Source organism: Mycoplasmopsis gallinarum DSM 19816 (assembly GCF_000621085.1).
GTDB classification, from domain to species: domain Bacteria; phylum Bacillota_I; class Bacilli_A; order Mycoplasmatales; family Metamycoplasmataceae; genus Mycoplasmopsis; species Mycoplasmopsis gallinarum.
In genome coordinates, this window is record NZ_JHZE01000005.1 from 170,085 (window position 1) to 187,841 (window position 17,757).

Genomic DNA, 17,757 nt, shown 5'->3' on the forward strand with positions numbered 1-17,757 from the left:
TATAACTGCTATAACCAATTATTTATATAAAATGTGGTAAAATTTATAATAAGTATTTTATTAAATAAAAGAGGTTTTATGCAATACCAAACAATTAAAAATATTTTATTAAATTCTCAAAATTTTGACGCTCAAAAGATTATTTTAAAGGGTTGAGTTACATCTAATAGGGGAAATAAAAAAATTAGATTTATTTCTTTAAATGATGGTTCAACAGTCGAATCATTGCAAATTGTTTTAAAAGACAACAAAGATATCGTTTTTGATTTTGAATTGCTTGACAAAATTCATTTAGGTGCAGCAATTAATGTTGAAGGAATTTTACACTATACACCTGAAGGCAAACAAACAATTGAACTTGAGGCTTCTAAAATTGATTTATTAAAAGATACTGATAGTGATTATCCAATTCAAAAACAAGAAATCAATTTAGAAACTTTAAGAGAAATTCCTCATTTAAGACACAGAACTAACGTTTTAAGAGCGGTATTTTTGATCAGATCTACTTTAGCTTTTGAAATTCATAAATATTTCCAAGCACATAACTTTATGTATTTTAATGCTCCAATTATTACAAGTAATGACGGAGAAGGGGCTGGAGAAACTTTTTTTGTTAATGATGGAAACAGTAAAAATCCATTCTTTGGCACAAATAAAGCAACTTTAGGAGTAACGGGCCAATTGCATGGAGAAAGTTATGCAACTGGATTTAATAAAATTTATACCTTTGCACCTACATTTAGAGCGGAACACTCAAATACCAAAAAGCATGCTGCAGAATTTTGAATGATTGAACCAGAAGTAGCTTTTTATGATTTAAAAGATGCAATTAATTTAGCTGATGATTTATTAAAAACTGTTATCAAAAACACAATTGAAAAACATCCACAAGAATTTAAATATTTGGTTGAAAATGTTGACGCTAACTTATTAGAAAAATTGAATAATTTCATCAATACTAAATTATCTATTATTGATTATCGTGATGCAATTCAAAAATTAGCAGAAGTTAAAGATATTTTTGAAGAAAAAAACATTCACTTTGGTTTAGATTTAGGAACTGAACATGAAAGATATATTTCAGAAAAATTATTCAATGGTCCAGTCGCAGTAATTAACTTCCCTAAAGAATTTAAAGCTTTTTACATGTATCAAAATGATGATAATGAAACAGTTGCAGCTTTTGATTTATTAGTACCGGGAATTGGTGAATTAATTGGTGGAAGCCAAAGAGAAGCAAGATATGATAAATTGTTAAATAGAATTAATGAAGTTGGTATCAATCAAGAAGATTTACAATGATATTTAGACTTGCGTCGTTTTGGAGATTCTGGTTCTGCTGGTTTTGGAATTGGTTTTGAAAGATTAGTAATGTATGTAACAGGAGTAGATAACATTAGAGATGTTATTCCATACCCAAGAACTTCTGGCAATATTAAAATGTAGGTAAGCATGAAATTAAGCATAATTAGCCCAAATATTAATAATTCTAAAATTTTAGATGATTTTCTTGATGATTTAAAAAATCAAGAAAATCAAGATTTTGAAATTATTTTATCTTTAAATTCTTTAGCTAAATCTTTAATTAACGTTGTGCAAAAACATTTTGCAACTTTTGGTTCAAGATTAAAATTCATTTTAAATAATCATAAAATTAAGTATCAAGAACAAATATTTGCAGCTTTTGAAATGGTAAAAGCTGACTATTTCACAATTATTAATTATGAAAACAAGTTGCGCAGTTCATATATTTTACGTTTAGTAGAAAAAATTGATTCAGCACAAACCGATATTATCGAAATTAAACCTAGATTTATTGATGAAGTTACTATTAAACCGAAGGGCAGAATTAAAGAAAATTTCAAATTTGATTTAAAAGAACATCCTGAAATTATTGCTTTTAGTTTTCCTACAATCACTAATAAAATTTTCAAGAAAAATTTGATTCAAAATTTACAAACTTTAAAATTGGAGAATTTGGTTGATAATAAATTTGCACTCATTATTAATTATTTACTTTTAATTAATGCTAAAACTTATCAATATTTCGATAAAAGAATAATAAGAGAGAAAGTAGATAAAAATATTTCAATTAATTTAGACGCTTATCAACAAGAGTGACAGTTTTTAAATAATTATTTAGAAAATAATGATATTCAGTTAGCAAATGAAATTGCCTATGCAAAAAAATATTTTTTCAATATTTGATTAATGGCTTTCATTTATGAATTAAGCAGCACTAGATTAATGAATAAAACATTTCATTCAAAAACTAAAGAACGTTTTATTAACGCTTTACAAAAATTAATTCAACTAGTACAAAAAGAACAAGAAAAAGATATCAATTTTTATAATACGAATGTTTATTTAATTAACAATTCAAATTTGAATGAAACTAAATTTATTAAAAGTAAAATTACCAAAAAATTAATTAAAGAAATTTTTAATGAACTTTAAATATCAATTAAGCATTTAAAAAAAGCTAATTGATATTTTTATGTATTTTTGATAATTAATATTAATTAATAAAAAGAATATAATTTAACTTATATATGGGGTGGTTGTGCATAAAAATATTTCTGTTTTTCCAAGATTATTAACTGGAATAATAGATTTTGGTCTTTTTCTGGGTTTAATCATAATTAATTATTATTTTTTAATTGTTTGACAAGTGAAAATTAATATCAATCATTTTTATTATTTTTTATTTTTTAGTTCAATTATTGCTGCAATTCTTTTTATTTGAATTCCTTTGTTTTTTCAAGCCAGAACAATTGGAATGTTAATCTTAAGAACACAATTTTTGCCCGTTAAAAAAGAAATATCAACCATTAAATTAGTATTAAAAAAAGCGCAATTAACTTTTTTCATGTGATTATTATTGGTAATTATTTTTTTAATCACTGTCAGACCTGATAATTTTCATGAATTTAGCAAATATCATCAAAACTTTAATTACCGAGACTGAAGTTTAAATATAGGCTTAAGAACAATTTCTTCTTTATTAGGATTATGAATATTATTGACTTTTATTAATTTATTTTCAGTCATTTGAAGTATCAAAAATTTGAGTTTATTAGATAAATTAACTGAAACAAGACTTGTCTGAATTAAACATTTTGAAAATAAAGAAAAACTTGAAAATGTGAAATTAATTCCCTATAAAAAGAAAAATCAAGAAATTATTTGACATATTAAAAGGAGCGAAGATGAATAGGAAAGAAGATATTTTAAGAGATTTAAATGAAGATCAATTAGAAGCATTATTGTATTTTGATGGACCTTTAAGAATTATTGCTGGAGCAGGAAGTGGTAAAACTAGAGTTTTAACTAGAAAAATTGCTTATTTAATTAATGTTTTAGGTATTCATCCAAGTCAAATTTTAGCTTTAACTTTTACTAATAAAGCCGCTAATGAAATGAATGAAAGAGTAAAACAATATGTAGGTGAAGATTCTGATAAAGCAGAAATTAGCACTTTTCACTCATTATGCGCAAAAATTTTAAGAGTTGAAGCAAAGCATCTTGGATATAAAAACGATTTTCAAATTATTGATGATTCAGATAAAAAATTTATTTTAGGTGAAATTTATAAAGCACATAATTTATCTGCTCAAGAATTAAATTTTAGAAATGTAATAACTACTTTTTCACTAGCAAAAAATGCTAATTTATCAGCCGATGAATTGTTAAGCAAATTAAATGATTTAGAACCTGAAAATTATCAAACTAATGTTTTAATTGTCAAAATGTTTGAGGAATATAATTTAATGCTTCAAAAACAAAAATATTTTGATTTTGATGACTTAATTATTCAAGTAAATAATTTATTTAATAAATTTCCTGAAATTGCCACTAAATGAAGTCAAAAATACGATTTTATTTTGGTTGATGAATTCCAAGATACTTCTAAAATGCAATACGAGATTGTAAAAAAATTAATTTCTAAAAACGCACAAATTACAATTGTGGGTGATCCTGATCAGACAATTTATTCTTGACGTGGAGCTGATGTAAATTTAATTTTAAATTTTGAAAAAGATTTTCCGAATGCTAAAACTATTATTTTAAATACTAATTATCGTTCAACTAAATCAATTTTAAATGCAGCTAACAAATTAATTAAATATAATCAAAAACGTTATTCAAAAGATTTAGTAACTGATAATAGTGAAGGTGAAGAAATTGAATTTATTCATGCTTTTAGCGTAGAAGCAGAAGCAAGATGAGTAGTGCAAAAAATCAATGAACTAAAAAAGAAAAAAATTCAGTTAAAAAATATTGCTATTTTCTATCGTTCAAATTATTATTCACGCTCTTTTGAGGAAGAATTAATTAAAGAAAATATAAATTACAAAATTTTAAATGGCCAAAAATTCTTTGATCGCAAAGAAATCAAAGATGTTTTAGCCTTTTTAAGAGTTATTTACGATTCATCTGATATTTCATTACTTAGAATTATCAATACTCCTGCAAGAAAAATTGGCGAAGTTACTTTAAACAAAATTAAGGCTAAAGCAGTCGAAGAAAATTTAACTATTTATCAAACTTTAATTAGATTTGTGAAAGAATTAGATATTACTTACGAAGCAAAGAAAAATATTGTAGATTTTTTAAATTCTATTAATAAGCACAGACATTTAATTCTTAAAGGTAAACATCCATTTACCATAGTATTAAAGCACTTTTTAAAAGAAGTTGGTTATTTTGATTATTTAAATAATGATCCAGCTTTAAAAAGAACAGGTGAAGAAAATGTTCAAGAATTAATTAGATCAATGGAAACTTGAGAAACACAAAATCGCAATAAAAACCTTGCTGATTATTTAGCTGAAATTTCTCTTTATTCTGCGGGTGATGAATATGATAACGGAACTAATTATGTAACTTTAATGACGGTTCATTCAGCTAAGGGTCTTGAGTTCGATAATGTTTTTTTAGTTGGAATGAGTGAGCAAATTTTTCCGCATTATAAAGTTTTACTTTCTGACGATGAAAACAGTTTAGAGGAAGAAAGAAGATTAGCTTACGTAGCTATAACTAGAGCCAAAGATCGCTTATTTATAAGTGATAGTAGAGGTGCATTAAATATTAATCAAAAAGAAAAAAAACCTTCTAGATTTATTAAAGAAATGGGAATTGATTTAAACAAATTCATTTTACAAACAGGATCTATTAATTTAGATTTATTGGGTGAGACTGATGATGAAAAAATCAAGGAAATTAATAAAAAAATTATTCCAGGAGATATCATTAGCCACACAATGTATGGAGAAGGAACAGTTTTAGAAGTTAATCAAGATAACATTAGAGTAAAATTTGTTACTTCAGGAAGTGAAAAAACTTTATCAAAAAATCACCCATCAATTAGATTATTAAAAAACATTAATTAAAGATCATGATTTTATCAATTGTTAATTTGTCACTAATTTTATTTTTCTTATTAAGCATTTTATTGATTTTAATTTTAGTAATTGTGATTAAAAAAATTAATATTTTTAATGCACGTTCTTTAATCATTTTTAAAATTAATAAAAAAAGACAGGTTTTGATTCGTTTAAATCAAACGTCAACTTCAAAAAAAATGTTAAATCCTAATTACGGAATTAACACAATTGAAAAATATTATGATTTAAGTAATTTTTTAAATCTTTTAGATATAGAAAGTCGAAAAATTATTCAAAATTACTTCAATCAAAATCAAACTTTAGAAAAATTAAATTTAGAAGTTAATTTTAATAACATTAAAACAAATGATTTCACCAATTTCTTATTTAAAAATTTAAAAATCAAACAGAAAAAGACTTGATTTTTAAAAATTTTTCCAAATGTTGAAAATGAAAATGAATATTTTTGCTCATTAATGTTTAAAAATAAATTATTTAAAAGACCTAAAAATTTAATCAAGGTGCTGAATAATGAAAAAGAATTTGAAAACAGAGTAAATGCAAATAATTATGCTTCAATTTTTGTAATTAATTTTAGTCATTGGTTAAATTTAGAAAACAAAAATGATTTAATTCAAAAAATTGCTAATTTTTTAAAATTAAAAAATAATAAATATTTAGTTTCATTTCATAAAAATTTTTTATTTTTTTATCAAGAGCATAAAAGAATTAATCAATTAAAAAAATGTAGAAATAAAAACGAAAAAAAGGTTACCACTTTTTATCAAGAACAAAATATTTATTTGAATGCTGATTTTAATTTAATTACTTATTTAGAAAAAGATTCCAAGGAAAATTTTAATAATTTATTTGATAAGATTGATTACTTAATGTTCAATTTAATTAATAATCAAAATCATTTTTTATATTCAATTTGAGATTTAGAAAATGATTTTACTGATTTTACTGATTTTCAAATCAAAAAAGAAATTTATGAAACTAAAAATAAAACTAATAATTTTAGTCAAAGTAGTTTTCCTTTAAAAAAATATGATGATGGGGCTTTGTTAAATATTAATTATATTAATTTATTAATACCAGGGCTTGGAATCAATGATTTGATATTTTTTAATAATATCCCATATTATCGCAATAAATTTATGTTTCTTTGAAATCAGTTTATTATCGAAAATAATAAAGCTGAAAAAATCTATTTTAATAGTTCAATTCAAACAATTTTCAAAGATATAAATAAATATAATAATTCAAATTTGAATTTAATTTTAAAAGTGCCTAAAAATCTGGATGAATTAAAAGAATTTTTTGATAATTTAAAATTAATTAATAAAAATTCATATAATATTGTTTTATATATTGATTATATTAATGAATATTTAATAAATTATTTAAGAATGAATTTAGTCAATTCTCTAATCATTAGTTCAAAATTAACAAGAGAAATTAAATTTAAAAATGATATATATATTAAGATATTTAACTTAAATCAAATTTTAAATAATCACTGAAGAATAATTTATGAGAATATTGATTTAAACTTAGATTCTGATACCATTAAAAAATTAAATATTAAATATTATTTGGATATGCAGTAGGAGAGATAGAATGAAAAAAATTGGATTTATTTTAGATTCTTTTTCTTGTTTAACCGAAACAGAAGCTAATCAAAAAAATTATTATTTTATTCCTTTACGAGTTGATTTAGATGACAAAATTTATGAAGACGGAATAGATTTTAATCAAAAAGATTTGTTGGAATTAATTGCTAAAAGCCAGACTTATAAAACAAGTTTGCCAAAATTAACCACTATTGAAGAAATTTTTCAAAAGGCTTCAAAAGAAAATGATTATGTAATTTATTTCCCAATTAATTCTTCTCTTTCCGGAACTTTTTCTGCCGCAAAAACAATTAGTCAAGATTTTAATAATATCTATGTAATTGACAATAATTTTGTTGGCATTCAATATGAAAAAGTTATTCAAAAAATTCAACAAATGAACCAAAATGGTGCAAATTTTGAAGAAATTTTAAATTTTATTAATAATATCCAAGATCAATTTTTAACTTATATTTTGCCACTCGATTTAAAATATGCAATTAATGGTGGAAGAGTGAATGGAATTAAAAAATTCTTTTTGCTTGGAATGTCAAAATTAAAACTAATGCCTTTTTTACGCTTTTCTAATAATGAAGTTGTAAATGCAGGAGTAGGTAGAAACATTAAAAGTGTAATTACTCAAATAATTGAAAAAATTCTTGAATTTACTAAGAGTACAACTAATGAACTTAAAGATAAGTTCGATTTAACCTTTATTTATGGAATTGATAATAAATTTAATAATGAAGTAATCAATATTGCAAAAGAGAATGATTTGGAAATAATTAATAGTCAAATCAATTCATCAATTATTGCAATTCATACTGGTCCCGATGCTTTAGCTTTATCAATTATGCCTAAATTTTAATTATTAAAAATAATCTTGTTAAACAAGATTATTTTTTTTGTCATTTTTTATTCCCTGCGTTTCCAAGTTTCAAGTGTTACAAAAACAAATATGCCTATAAAAAAAGCATATTTGTTTTTTTAGTAGCAAAATTACATACATAAATTTTGTTCATGCATGCTAGAAAGTCTTTATAAATTCCTGGGTTTCCAAGTTGAATTTACTAAAAAAACAGAAACTAAACTGGAACACGAAATATGGACAATCGATATTTCGTGTCCCAGTTTAATGGGTTCTTTATTTGTTCATTAATTGTGAAATTTGAATTTTAAAATTATTGAATTTTTTATTAGCTTCATTTTCATCTTTGCCAAAGGCAAAAATATAAAATTTAATTTTTGGTTCTGTGCCTGATGGTCGCATTGCAATTCATGAATTATCATTGAATTTTAATTTAATCATTTGAGATTTCATAAAATCATTTCTGTTTCGATAATCTTCAATATTAAATTCTTCCTTTAAATTTAAATTTATAAATTTATCTATTGTTTGATTTAGATCGAAATTATCATCGATATCAAAATTTAAAGTTTCTGAACTTACATAGCCAAATTCTTCATAAATAGAATTTAAAACATCTAATAAATTTAAATTTTGGTTTTTATAATAACTAGCCATTTTAATTATAAGAGCAATTGATTGAAAAGCATCTTTATCATTAGCAATATTTGAATTAATTAAAGATCCATAACTTTCTTCAAAACCAAAAGCAAAATTATCTTGTTTATTTTCGTTGATTATTTTAGCAATTCATTTAAATCCAGTTGGCACTTCAATAGATTTAATATTATGTTTAGTTGCAATTAATGATGGTAAGTTTGATGATACAAAAGAATAAACTAAAAATAAATCATTTTTATTTTTATAAAAATTAGTTTGATTTAAAAAATAAAAAATTAATAAGGCTGTTTCGTTGCCGTTCAAATTGACATATTCTTTTCCGTTTCAGACACTTAAACCAACTCTATCGCTATCTGGATCACTCAATAATAATAAATCTGCTTGATGTTTGAGGCCAAGTTTTTTAACGTAATTGTAAGCCTCTGCATATTCTGGATTTGGATAATCAATAGTTTTGAAATGGCGATCAATTTTCATTTGTTCTGGTGATAAAAAAGCGTTTACAAATTGATTATTAACTTTAGTAAAACCTAATTTGGTTAATAATAAAGGCATGATTTTGCTTCCAGTTCCATGTAAAGGAGAGTAAGCAATTTTAACATTTGGAATAATATTAATCCCTAAATTAGCAACTTCAGTTACATAATTATCTAAATCACGTTTAGATGTTCAATTTAAATTTTTTAAATGAGCTAAGTTAATATTTTGAGGCAATTTAAAATTTGTTTGGTATCACTCGTAGTCTTTAAAATATTTTTTTATAGCATCAATTTCTTCAGGCAAACACTGAGCACCAAAATGATTATAAAGTTTAATACCATTATAATTTTTTGGATTGTGACTAGCAGTAAAATTAATTGCTCCACTTGCTTTTTTAATTTTTGTTAAATAAGAAATAAATGGTGTGGCCGCAATATCTTTAACATATCAAACTTTTATTTGATATGAATCTAAAATATATGCTGCTAATTTGCTGAATGAACAAGACATTTTTCTATTATCACGGCCAATTACAACTGAAGCTTTTTTGCCATATTGAGCTCTTAAATATTGTGCATAGGCATCAATTACTCTTGCAACATGAAAATAATTTAATTGATATGGCTCTTTACCTAAAATTCCTCTTATTCCGGCTGTTCCAAAATCTAATTTTTGCATTTTTACTCCTATAAATAAATATTTTTAAATTATAAAGTAAAAAATATAGTTATTTTTATAAAATAGAATTTATGAATACTAAAAGAAAAAGTCAAAGAGAATTGAGAATTGAAATAATCAATTTCTTATATCAAGCAGAATTGAAAGAAGAATTATTGAATCCAGCCAAAATTTTTCTTGATAATGAAGATTTAGAAAATAGTCAATTTTTAAAATTGGAAGTAATTGCTAAAGAATATTCACTATATAAAAAGTGAATTAATCAATTTTTAAAAGAAGGGTGATCTTGAAACAGAATTGAACCTTTAATTAGAGCAATTTTGCTTTATGCTTGTTATGAATTTTTAGCCAATAATCAACCAAAAGTAGTAATTAATGAAGCTATGGAAATTACTAAACTTTATTATGGAAAAGAAAACAAAATCAAAAATATGGTTAATGCAATTTTGCAAGAAATATATAAATTGATTATGGTTAATGAGTTTTTATTAAGAAAAAGTGAACAAACAAATTAATGGAAGTTGCAAGTTTAGTTAAATTTTATTTAAAAAAAGACAAAGAAATCTATAAAACATATAATCAAATTTTTAATCTAAAACAAACAAAATTTGCTATTAGTAAAGTTTTTGATGTTTTTGATAATTTTCCTCCTGATTTAAATAAATTAATTGCTCTAGAGAAAAAAATAGCGCAAAAAAGGCAATTAATAATTGATGAATTTTTATTAGATATTTTAGAGTGTTATCAAATTCCTTTAACTGAAGGACAAATGGAAGTTTGATGAAATTTTTGAAATTTTTTTCTTCTTGCTTTAGCTGCTTACTATTTCAAAAGAAAAAGTAAAAAATTATTTAAATTAGAAAATCCCTATTTATTAAATGATAAAAATCAAACTAATATTATTAAGCGGGAATATTATTCAACTTTTCTAGATATTATTCCCTTTTATGACAAAGAATACAATGTGAAAGTAAGAAAATTATTTTCTAATTTATCTTTTTTACTTTCTTTTAAATAAAAAATTGACAACTAATTGTCAATTTTTAATTGTCAAATTTTGTAGCAATTTCTTCTAATTTAGCTTCATACAATGTGATAATTTCGTCAAAATTTAAAGATTTTAAAGGTTCAACTTTGGTTCCTGCAATTAAAATGCTTTCAATTTGATTTGCTCCAACAAAATTAAAGAAACCTTCTAAATTTTTAACGTGATTTCCAAATTCGTATCAGCCTTCTGGGGCTCCTTGTGTTGCAACAATTAAAACTTTTAAATTAGTCAACAATCCAATTGAACCGCCTTTTTCTGAATATTTATAAGAAAAAGTCTTGTTTGCTACTGCAATTGAGTCAAGAAAATTTTTGATTAATGATGAATAATTAAAATTAATCATTGGGGTTGAAATAATTAATAAATCTGTAGTTTTTAATTGTTCAATTCAATAATCAGATTCAGTTTTTTCAAAAAATTTAGGCATATTGTTAGCATTTAAACTATATTTAGCAAAAGGTGTATCGTTCAAATCAACTAACTCAACAAAAGATTTTTGGTGTTTATCCATAATTTTTTGCACCAAATAATCATTAATATGTGAAGATAAAGAATCAATATTTACTGATCCTTTAATTGAGAGAATACGTAGTGGTCTGTTCATAAAACTCCTTAATACAATTTTTTATTTTGCTAATTATATATAATAAATAATAAATATAATTCCAGATTTTAGAAAGGTAGCCTATGAATTTTAGTAAATTAAGTTTAGAAATGCGTTGAGGATTAATTTTGGGTTCAATTGGCATGTTTATTGTAATTATTTTGCTTATAGTTCTTTATTTTTGATTAAAACTAAGAAAAAAACAAATTGTTTCAAAAGGTGTTGATTTTGAAAGGCAAATTAATAATGACTTAAAAAATTATGCCAAAGCTAAAAATTTTCATTTTATAGAAGGCGGATGATATAAATACAATACTAATAAAATTTTTAATTTAGATGGTCTCTTAATTACTCCCTTTGGAGTCTTTGTGATTGAAATTAAATATTTATTAGGTAAATTATCTGGTGAGATTGAAAATCAAGAATTAACTTTAACTGATAATAAAAATAAAAAAAGAAAAGTAAAAAATCCATTCAAGCAGAATTATAGACATATTATTCATTTATATGATTTAGCTAAATTCAACTTTCCAGCTTATTCATTAGTTATTATGCCTAATGGCACAACTTGAAATTTAAATGAAGAGAACTCATGATCATTAATTGCAACTGAAAATACATATCAAGCTTTAATTGAAGACGTAATAAATACAACTAAAATTGATGGCAATTTTATTAGCAAAGATCAAAAGAAAGCTTTGCTATATGCATTAAAAAATGCAACTGTTGATAGTGATGAAGGCATAAAAAAAGTAAGGGAATTTCAAAATGAATAATTTCGCGTTCGACACTATTTCATATTTAAATTTTGAAAATGAAATAAATTTAAAAATTATTTTCAAGCAATCTGTTAATCAAAGTCAGGTTAATTATTTTTACAATGATTATGATGAAATAATGGAAATATGAACTCCAAACACAGAATTAGTCAATATTTCTAAACTTAAGAATGATTTAAGCACATTCATGAAAAATAATATTAATTTCAAACAAATTAATTTATTAAATAAAAATCAAATTTTAAAAAAATATAATGCAACTGATTTTTATTTAATTTTTTTATTTGGCAAAAGTTATCAAATATTGTTTTTTAATTCAGATATTAATCAGGTGATAATAAAAGATTCACAATTGATGGTTTATTATTCACAAAAAAGCAAAATTAAAGCTTTAATTTATAACTTTTTTGCTTTTTTATTAAATGATTATATAAAAGAACCTTTTGAAAAATTTCATAAATTATTGCAAATACCAATTCCAATTCCTTATTCGATTAAAAATAAAAAAACAAGTTATTGAGGCAGATATTTTATAAATGAAAAAAGAATTGAATTTTCTGCATTGCTTTGTTCGGTATCTAAACATGAAATTGATAAAACTATAATTCACGAATTAATACATTATTATTATCCAAACCATAATAAGGCATTTACAAAAATGGGTGAAAATTTAATTGCTGATTTTAAAAAACGCACAAAAGATCCTAATATTGAAACTAATTTTTATGTTTATTTAGAAGAAATAATCAAAAAAAATCACGACAATTAGAGTTCGTGATTTTTGTTTTTTTGTTTTTTAACAATATATAAAAATTTACCTTTGACATAAGAGATTTCATAAATTAAATTTAATTTTTTTAATTCTTTTTTGAATTCTTTTAAATCATTTTGAGAATTATTTTGCAAAATAATCATCATCCCTTTTTCTTTTAAAAAATCAAAATAATTATTAAAAATCTCTTGATTAGTATTTGAACTATTAATTACAAAAATTAAGTCATAAGTTTTTGAAACTTCAGTTAATAAATTAGTTTTCTTATTGAAATACTGTGGAAATTCTAAAACAGCCAAATTTCATTCTTTTGCATTAAATGTATCTGTAACTAAATCAAAATTGCCAAATCCAAGATAATTAAGGGAAGCATATTCAAAAGCATTATTATTACCAATTATTAAAGTTTCTTTAGCATCATTTAAATAAGTTGAATTAATTAAATTTTCTAAATCCATTTCATCAATAGAATTTGGTAAATATTTCAATAATTCATGTGGTAAATGGCCTAATGATTCTCCTCTAATTTGCAGGATTTTTTCATTGGCTTTTTGTACTTCTTCATCAACAAGTTTTTGTCTTAATTTTTTAGTCTTATAAAACATTAATCCATAAATTGAAACTGCAACTAAACAGACTAAAATAACGCTTGCTATTAAAATTCATTTAATAATCTCATTTGACACTATTTTAGTTCCTTTCCGCCAAAATTTAGAAAATCTTGTAATATCAAAACAGCAGCTAAAGTATCTTTTAATTCTTTTCTTTTAGCTATTGACATTTTAGCATCTTTTAAAATTTTTTGAGCTTTGATGGTTGAACCGTATTCATCAACTAAAAAAACTTTTTTATTAAAGTTATTTTTTATTTCCAGAGCAATTGTTTCAATCATTTCAGTTCGTTCGCTTTTTGAACCATTTGAACGTAAAGGATAACCGATAACGAAAGTATCTATATCATATTTATTTAAAATTTGTGATAGTTCTTGAAAAAGAACATTAAATTGTTTTTCTTCAAAATAAATTGTTTTATAGGCACTAGCTATAATGTTCATTTCATCTGTCATAGCCAACCCACAAGTTTTAGTACCTAAATCTAAAGATAATTTACGCATTTAAAATTTCTAAAATTAAGCTTTCTAAATTAGGAAGTTTATCCACTTTACCCATTGCTAATACTGGTGAACCTCCACCTCTTCCATTTGCTAATTTAGCAATTTTTTGGAAAATTTCGTTAGCATTAATTACTTTAGTTGCAATTGTTAATAAAACCTGTTCTCCGCTCGGAGCACCTAAAATAATGTAATTTTCTGGATATTTTTCTCTTAATGTTGAAGCAATAATTTTAATTTGAGCTGGATTAATATTTAAATTTAAATAAATATTTTTATTATTTATTTTTTGAAATTCAATTGAGTCATAATCAAATTCAATTGTTGATTTTTCTTTATTAATTTTTTTAAAATCTTCTCTTGCTTGTTCAATTAAATTCAGAATTTTTTTGTATTGTGCTTCAGAATCAAGACCTGTTAATTCAATTCTTAAGTCGTAATTTGCATCTAAAGCTTTAGTTTTATTAATAATATTGTGTAATTCATTTAAATAAAATTCCACTTGTTCTGCATAGTATTTATCAACTAAATTATTAGAAACCACAACTCTTAATCTGAAAATTCCTGCTTGTTTTCTTTCAACAGCAACAATTTTGAATTTTTCAATAATCGCACTATTTGAAACGTGGGTACCACCGCAAAGGTCACTAGTAACATCGCCTCATTTTACTAAACGAACATTTTTAGGATCCATGTATTCAGTTTCTTCAACTGTAATCATTGCGCCCATTTCTCTAGCTTTATCCACTGTAGTCATATGATATTCACGTTTAATATCACGAGCAATAATGTCTGACATAATTTGTTCAATTTGAGCAATTTGTTCATCTGTTGGTTTTTCATCTGCTGGAAAGTCAAAAGTAAATCTTTCCGCAGTAATATCTGATCCTAATTGTTGAATATGAGGACCTAAAACTTTTCTTAAAGCACTAAATACTAAGTGAGTAGCTGAGTGTCCACGAGCTAAATTAATTCTTTTTTCAGGATCAACAAAACATTCAACTAAATCATTTTTATTTAATGAACCTTCAAACTTGTGAATATGATTACCGAATTTATCTTTAAAAACATCTAAAATTTTAATTTTATTACCATCTTGTAAAATAAAACCTTCATCATGATTTTGTCCACCACTAGTTGCATAGAAAGGAGTTTTGTCTAAAATAAAGTATCCAATGCCATCTATTTGATCAACAAAATTTTCATTATTCATTAAATATAAAATTTTAGATTCACTTTCTAAAAAGTCATAACCAATAAACTCATCAACTTTTTTGTCTATTAAAGTTAAAGAATTAATTACATTTTGCATTCCTTCAGCTTTTTCACCTCTTGATTTTGCAATATGTTCTTCTTTAGCTTCATTAAATTCATCCATATTCACTGGAATGTTGTAATTACTCATAATTTCAACTGTTAATTCAATTGGAAAGCCATAAGTATCAAGCATTTTAAACGCTATTTTTCCATTGAGTTCTTTAACTTGATTGTCGATATATTCCTGTAATAAAATTTTTCCTTTTTCAATGGTTTGAGCAAATAACTCTTCTTCTTTTTTAATTGCCCCAATCACAGGTTTTTCTTCATATTCAAAAGGCAATGATTCTTTAACAACTGGCACTAAACGGTGTAAAAAGAGTTCTTTAATTCCAAGTTGCATTCCTTTATAAATTGCTCTTCTGAGTAATCTTCTAATGATATATCCACGACCAACATTTGAGATTTTAGCACCATCAGCAATAGCATTAACCACGGTTCTAATATGATCAGCAATAATTTTAAAATTTTGATTAATGATTTCTTGTTCTTTATCTTTTACAAAATAATTTTCTGGTTTGTAAGTAAAACTTGTGAATTTGCTAATTTCATTAATAATAGGAATGAATAAATCTGAATCATAATTAGTTGGTGCATCTTGCATGATTGAAACAATTCTTTCTAATCCAGCACCAGTATCAATATTTTTTTGCTTTAATTCAGTGTAATTATTTTCGCCATCATTGTTAAAAGTTGAAAAAACAATATTTCAAATTTCAATAAAACGGTCATTTTCAATATCGTTTTGTAATAATTCAACTCCACGTGAATCGTATTTTTCGCCTCTATCAAAAAATATTTCAGTGTTTGGTCCACAAGGCCCATTTCCTACATCTCAGAAATTAGTATCTCTGTCTCCAGGAATTAAATGATTTTCATTAATTCCATATGATAATCAAAGTTCTTTGGTTTCTAAATCATCTTTAAAGTAAGTGAAATATAATTTCTCAATTGGCATTTCTAAGACTTGAGTCAAATATTCAAAAGCAAAAGCAATTGCTTCTTTTTTAAAATAATCACCAATTGAGAAGTTACCTAACATCTCAAAAAAAGTATGATGACGAGCAGTTACACCCACATTTTCTATATCATTAGTACGAATTGCTTTTTGGCTATTAGTTAAACGATTTTTAGGTGGAATTTTTTTACCTGAAAAATAATCTTTTAAAGTTGCTACACCTGAATTAATTCATAATAAAGATGGATCTTTAACAGGAATTAAAGATTTACTTTCAACTTTTAAGTGATCTTTTGATTCGAAAAAATCTAATCAACTTTTTCTAATTTCTTTGGAAGTCATTTTTTTCATTATTGCTCCTAAACATAAGTTTTTTCTTTATTTTTGTAATATATTTTTTCAATTATTGCTCCACCTAAACATTTATCTCCATCGTATAAAACAACTTGTTGTCCTGGTGTTACAGCTTGTGAGCCATTTGGATAATTAACTTTTATAAAATTATTATCTAAAATCTCAATTGTAACTGGAATATCCATTTGTCTATATCTAAATTTTGCAGTTAAATTATTTGGATTGTAATTAGTATTATTTAAATTAAGGTTTGAAGCCATTAAAGAATCAGAAGTTAAATATGATAAGTCTGAATTAGGTGCTACATACAAAATATTTTTTTGTACATCACGCCCACAAACATAATGAGGTTCAGACATTCCGCCTAAATTCAAGCCTTTTCTTTGACCTAAAGTGTAATAAAATGAACCAACATGTGTTCCCACTTCTTTTTGTGTAGTGATATCAACGATTTTTCCTTCTTGCGCTGGAATATAATTTTGTAAAAATTGAGTGAAATTACGTTCTCCAATAAAACATATTCCAGTTGAATCTTTCTTGACTGCGGTAGCTAAATTTAATTTTTTGGCGATTTCTCTAATTTCTGTTTTAGTGTATTTTGCTAAAGGCATAATCACTTTTTTCAATTGCTCATGGCTTAATTGAGCTAAAAAATAAGTTTGATCTTTATCTTGATCTTTTGCACGATAAAGATGTCCATCTTTAACATCTGCATAATGACCCATTGCAATAAAATCGGCTTTTAAATTATTAAAGGCATAATTGGCAAAAGCATTAAATTTGATGTATTTATTACATAAAATATCAGGATTTGGAGTACGGCCTTTTTTATATTCTGAAATAAAGTTTTCAAATACATTATTTCAATATTCTTGAATAAAATCTACGCGATGTAATTTAATACCTAATTGATTAGCAACTTTTAGAGCATCTTGATAATCTTGTTCTTGCGGACAGATATTTTGATTAATATCTTCGTTACCTAAAATATCATTATTAGCCAATGAATCTCAATTACGCATAAACAAACCTTCAACATCATAACCATCTTGTTGTAATAAATAAGCTGCTACTGAAGAATCCACTCCGCCTGACATTCCTAAAATTACTTTTTTTGCCATTTTT

The 17,757-nt window shown here is 24.3% G+C and carries 16 protein-coding genes; 10 read left to right on the forward strand and 6 right to left on the reverse strand.

All coding sequences use genetic code 4. The features are described from left to right. Positions 1–78 precede the first annotated feature (78 nt). From asnS to Q346_RS0100875, 6 genes are all read left to right on the forward strand, one after another. Positions 79–1,446 (forward strand): asparagine--tRNA ligase, encoded by a 1,368-nt coding sequence (gene asnS / locus Q346_RS0100850; RefSeq protein WP_027332652.1) that lies wholly within the window; start codon positions 79–81, stop codon positions 1,444–1,446. Between the two features lie 6 nt (positions 1,447–1,452). Beyond that, complete coding sequence (locus Q346_RS0100855; RefSeq protein ID WP_027332653.1) at positions 1,453–2,457, forward strand: glycosyltransferase family 2 protein; 1,005 nt, start codon at positions 1,453–1,455, stop codon at positions 2,455–2,457. A gap of 106 nt (positions 2,458–2,563) precedes the next feature. Beyond that, complete coding sequence (locus tag Q346_RS0100860) at positions 2,564–3,217, forward strand: RDD family protein (RefSeq protein ID WP_027332654.1); 654 nt, start codon at positions 2,564–2,566, stop codon at positions 3,215–3,217. After that, positions 3,210–5,393, forward strand: a complete 2,184-nt coding sequence (locus tag Q346_RS0100865) for an ATP-dependent helicase (RefSeq protein WP_027332655.1) — start codon at positions 3,210–3,212, stop codon at positions 5,391–5,393. Before Q346_RS0100860 ends, Q346_RS0100865 begins: the two co-directional genes overlap by 8 nt. A 5-nt stretch (positions 5,394–5,398) precedes the next feature. Next, a complete protein-coding gene (locus Q346_RS0100870) occupies positions 5,399–7,000 on the forward strand; it encodes an MHO_4530 family protein (RefSeq protein WP_027332656.1) in 1,602 nt (533 codons plus the stop codon). Between the two features lie 10 nt (positions 7,001–7,010). Then, a complete protein-coding gene (locus Q346_RS0100875; protein WP_027332657.1) occupies positions 7,011–7,871 on the forward strand; it encodes a DegV family protein in 861 nt (286 codons plus the stop codon). Between the two features lie 276 nt (positions 7,872–8,147). On the opposite strand, the gene Q346_RS0100885 is transcribed toward Q346_RS0100875, so the two are convergent. Further along, a complete protein-coding gene (locus Q346_RS0100885; protein ID WP_027332658.1) occupies positions 8,148–9,689 on the reverse strand; it encodes a phospho-sugar mutase in 1,542 nt (513 codons plus the stop codon). A 71-nt stretch (positions 9,690–9,760) separates the two neighbouring features. Between Q346_RS0100885 and Q346_RS0100890 the strand changes: the two genes are divergently transcribed. Both Q346_RS0100890 and Q346_RS0100895 read left to right on the forward strand, forming a co-directional pair. After that, positions 9,761–10,204 (forward strand): transcription antitermination factor NusB, encoded by a 444-nt coding sequence (locus Q346_RS0100890; RefSeq protein WP_036437834.1) that lies wholly within the window; start codon positions 9,761–9,763, stop codon positions 10,202–10,204. Next, positions 10,204–10,707, forward strand: a complete 504-nt coding sequence (locus tag Q346_RS0100895) for a hypothetical protein (RefSeq protein ID WP_027332660.1) — start codon at positions 10,204–10,206, stop codon at positions 10,705–10,707. Before Q346_RS0100890 ends, Q346_RS0100895 begins: the two co-directional genes overlap by 1 nt. A gap of 25 nt (positions 10,708–10,732) precedes the next feature. Here the strand turns inward: Q346_RS0100895 and Q346_RS0100900 are convergent, their stop codons facing one another. After that, entirely contained in the window at positions 10,733–11,341 is a 609-nt protein-coding gene (locus Q346_RS0100900; RefSeq protein ID WP_027332661.1) for an FMN-dependent NADH-azoreductase, read from the reverse strand. Positions 11,342–11,424: 83 nt separating this feature from the next. Between Q346_RS0100900 and Q346_RS0100905 the strand changes: the two genes are divergently transcribed. Next, positions 11,425–12,117, forward strand: coding sequence for a nuclease-related domain-containing protein (locus Q346_RS0100905; protein WP_027332662.1), 693 nt, complete (start codon positions 11,425–11,427; stop codon positions 12,115–12,117). Then, on the forward strand, positions 12,110–12,889 hold the full coding sequence (locus tag Q346_RS0100910; RefSeq protein ID WP_027332663.1) for a SprT-like domain-containing protein: 780 nt from the start codon (positions 12,110–12,112) through the stop codon (positions 12,887–12,889). Before Q346_RS0100905 ends, Q346_RS0100910 begins: the two co-directional genes overlap by 8 nt. On the opposite strand, the gene Q346_RS0100915 is transcribed toward Q346_RS0100910, so the two are convergent. Genes Q346_RS0100915 through mnmA form a run of 4 tightly spaced genes read right to left on the reverse strand, consistent with a single transcriptional unit; the run spans position 12,886 to position 17,753 of the window. Continuing rightward, on the reverse strand, positions 12,886–13,578 hold the full coding sequence (locus Q346_RS0100915; RefSeq protein ID WP_051521780.1) for a BC85_0335 family putative methyltransferase: 693 nt from the start codon (positions 13,576–13,578) through the stop codon (positions 12,886–12,888). The genes Q346_RS0100910 and Q346_RS0100915 overlap by 4 nt on opposite strands. Next, on the reverse strand, positions 13,578–14,006 hold the full coding sequence (gene ruvX / locus Q346_RS0100920) for a Holliday junction resolvase RuvX (protein WP_027332665.1): 429 nt from the start codon (positions 14,004–14,006) through the stop codon (positions 13,578–13,580). The genes Q346_RS0100915 and ruvX overlap by 1 nt, the downstream gene beginning before the upstream one ends. Then, entirely contained in the window at positions 13,999–16,629 is a 2,631-nt protein-coding gene (gene alaS, locus Q346_RS0100925) for an alanine--tRNA ligase (protein WP_027332666.1), read from the reverse strand. Before alaS ends, ruvX begins: the two co-directional genes overlap by 8 nt. Before the next feature lie 8 nt (positions 16,630–16,637). Beyond that, complete coding sequence (mnmA, locus tag Q346_RS0100930) at positions 16,638–17,753, reverse strand: tRNA 2-thiouridine(34) synthase MnmA (RefSeq protein WP_027332667.1); 1,116 nt, start codon at positions 17,751–17,753, stop codon at positions 16,638–16,640. Positions 17,754–17,757: the final 4 nt, after the last annotated feature.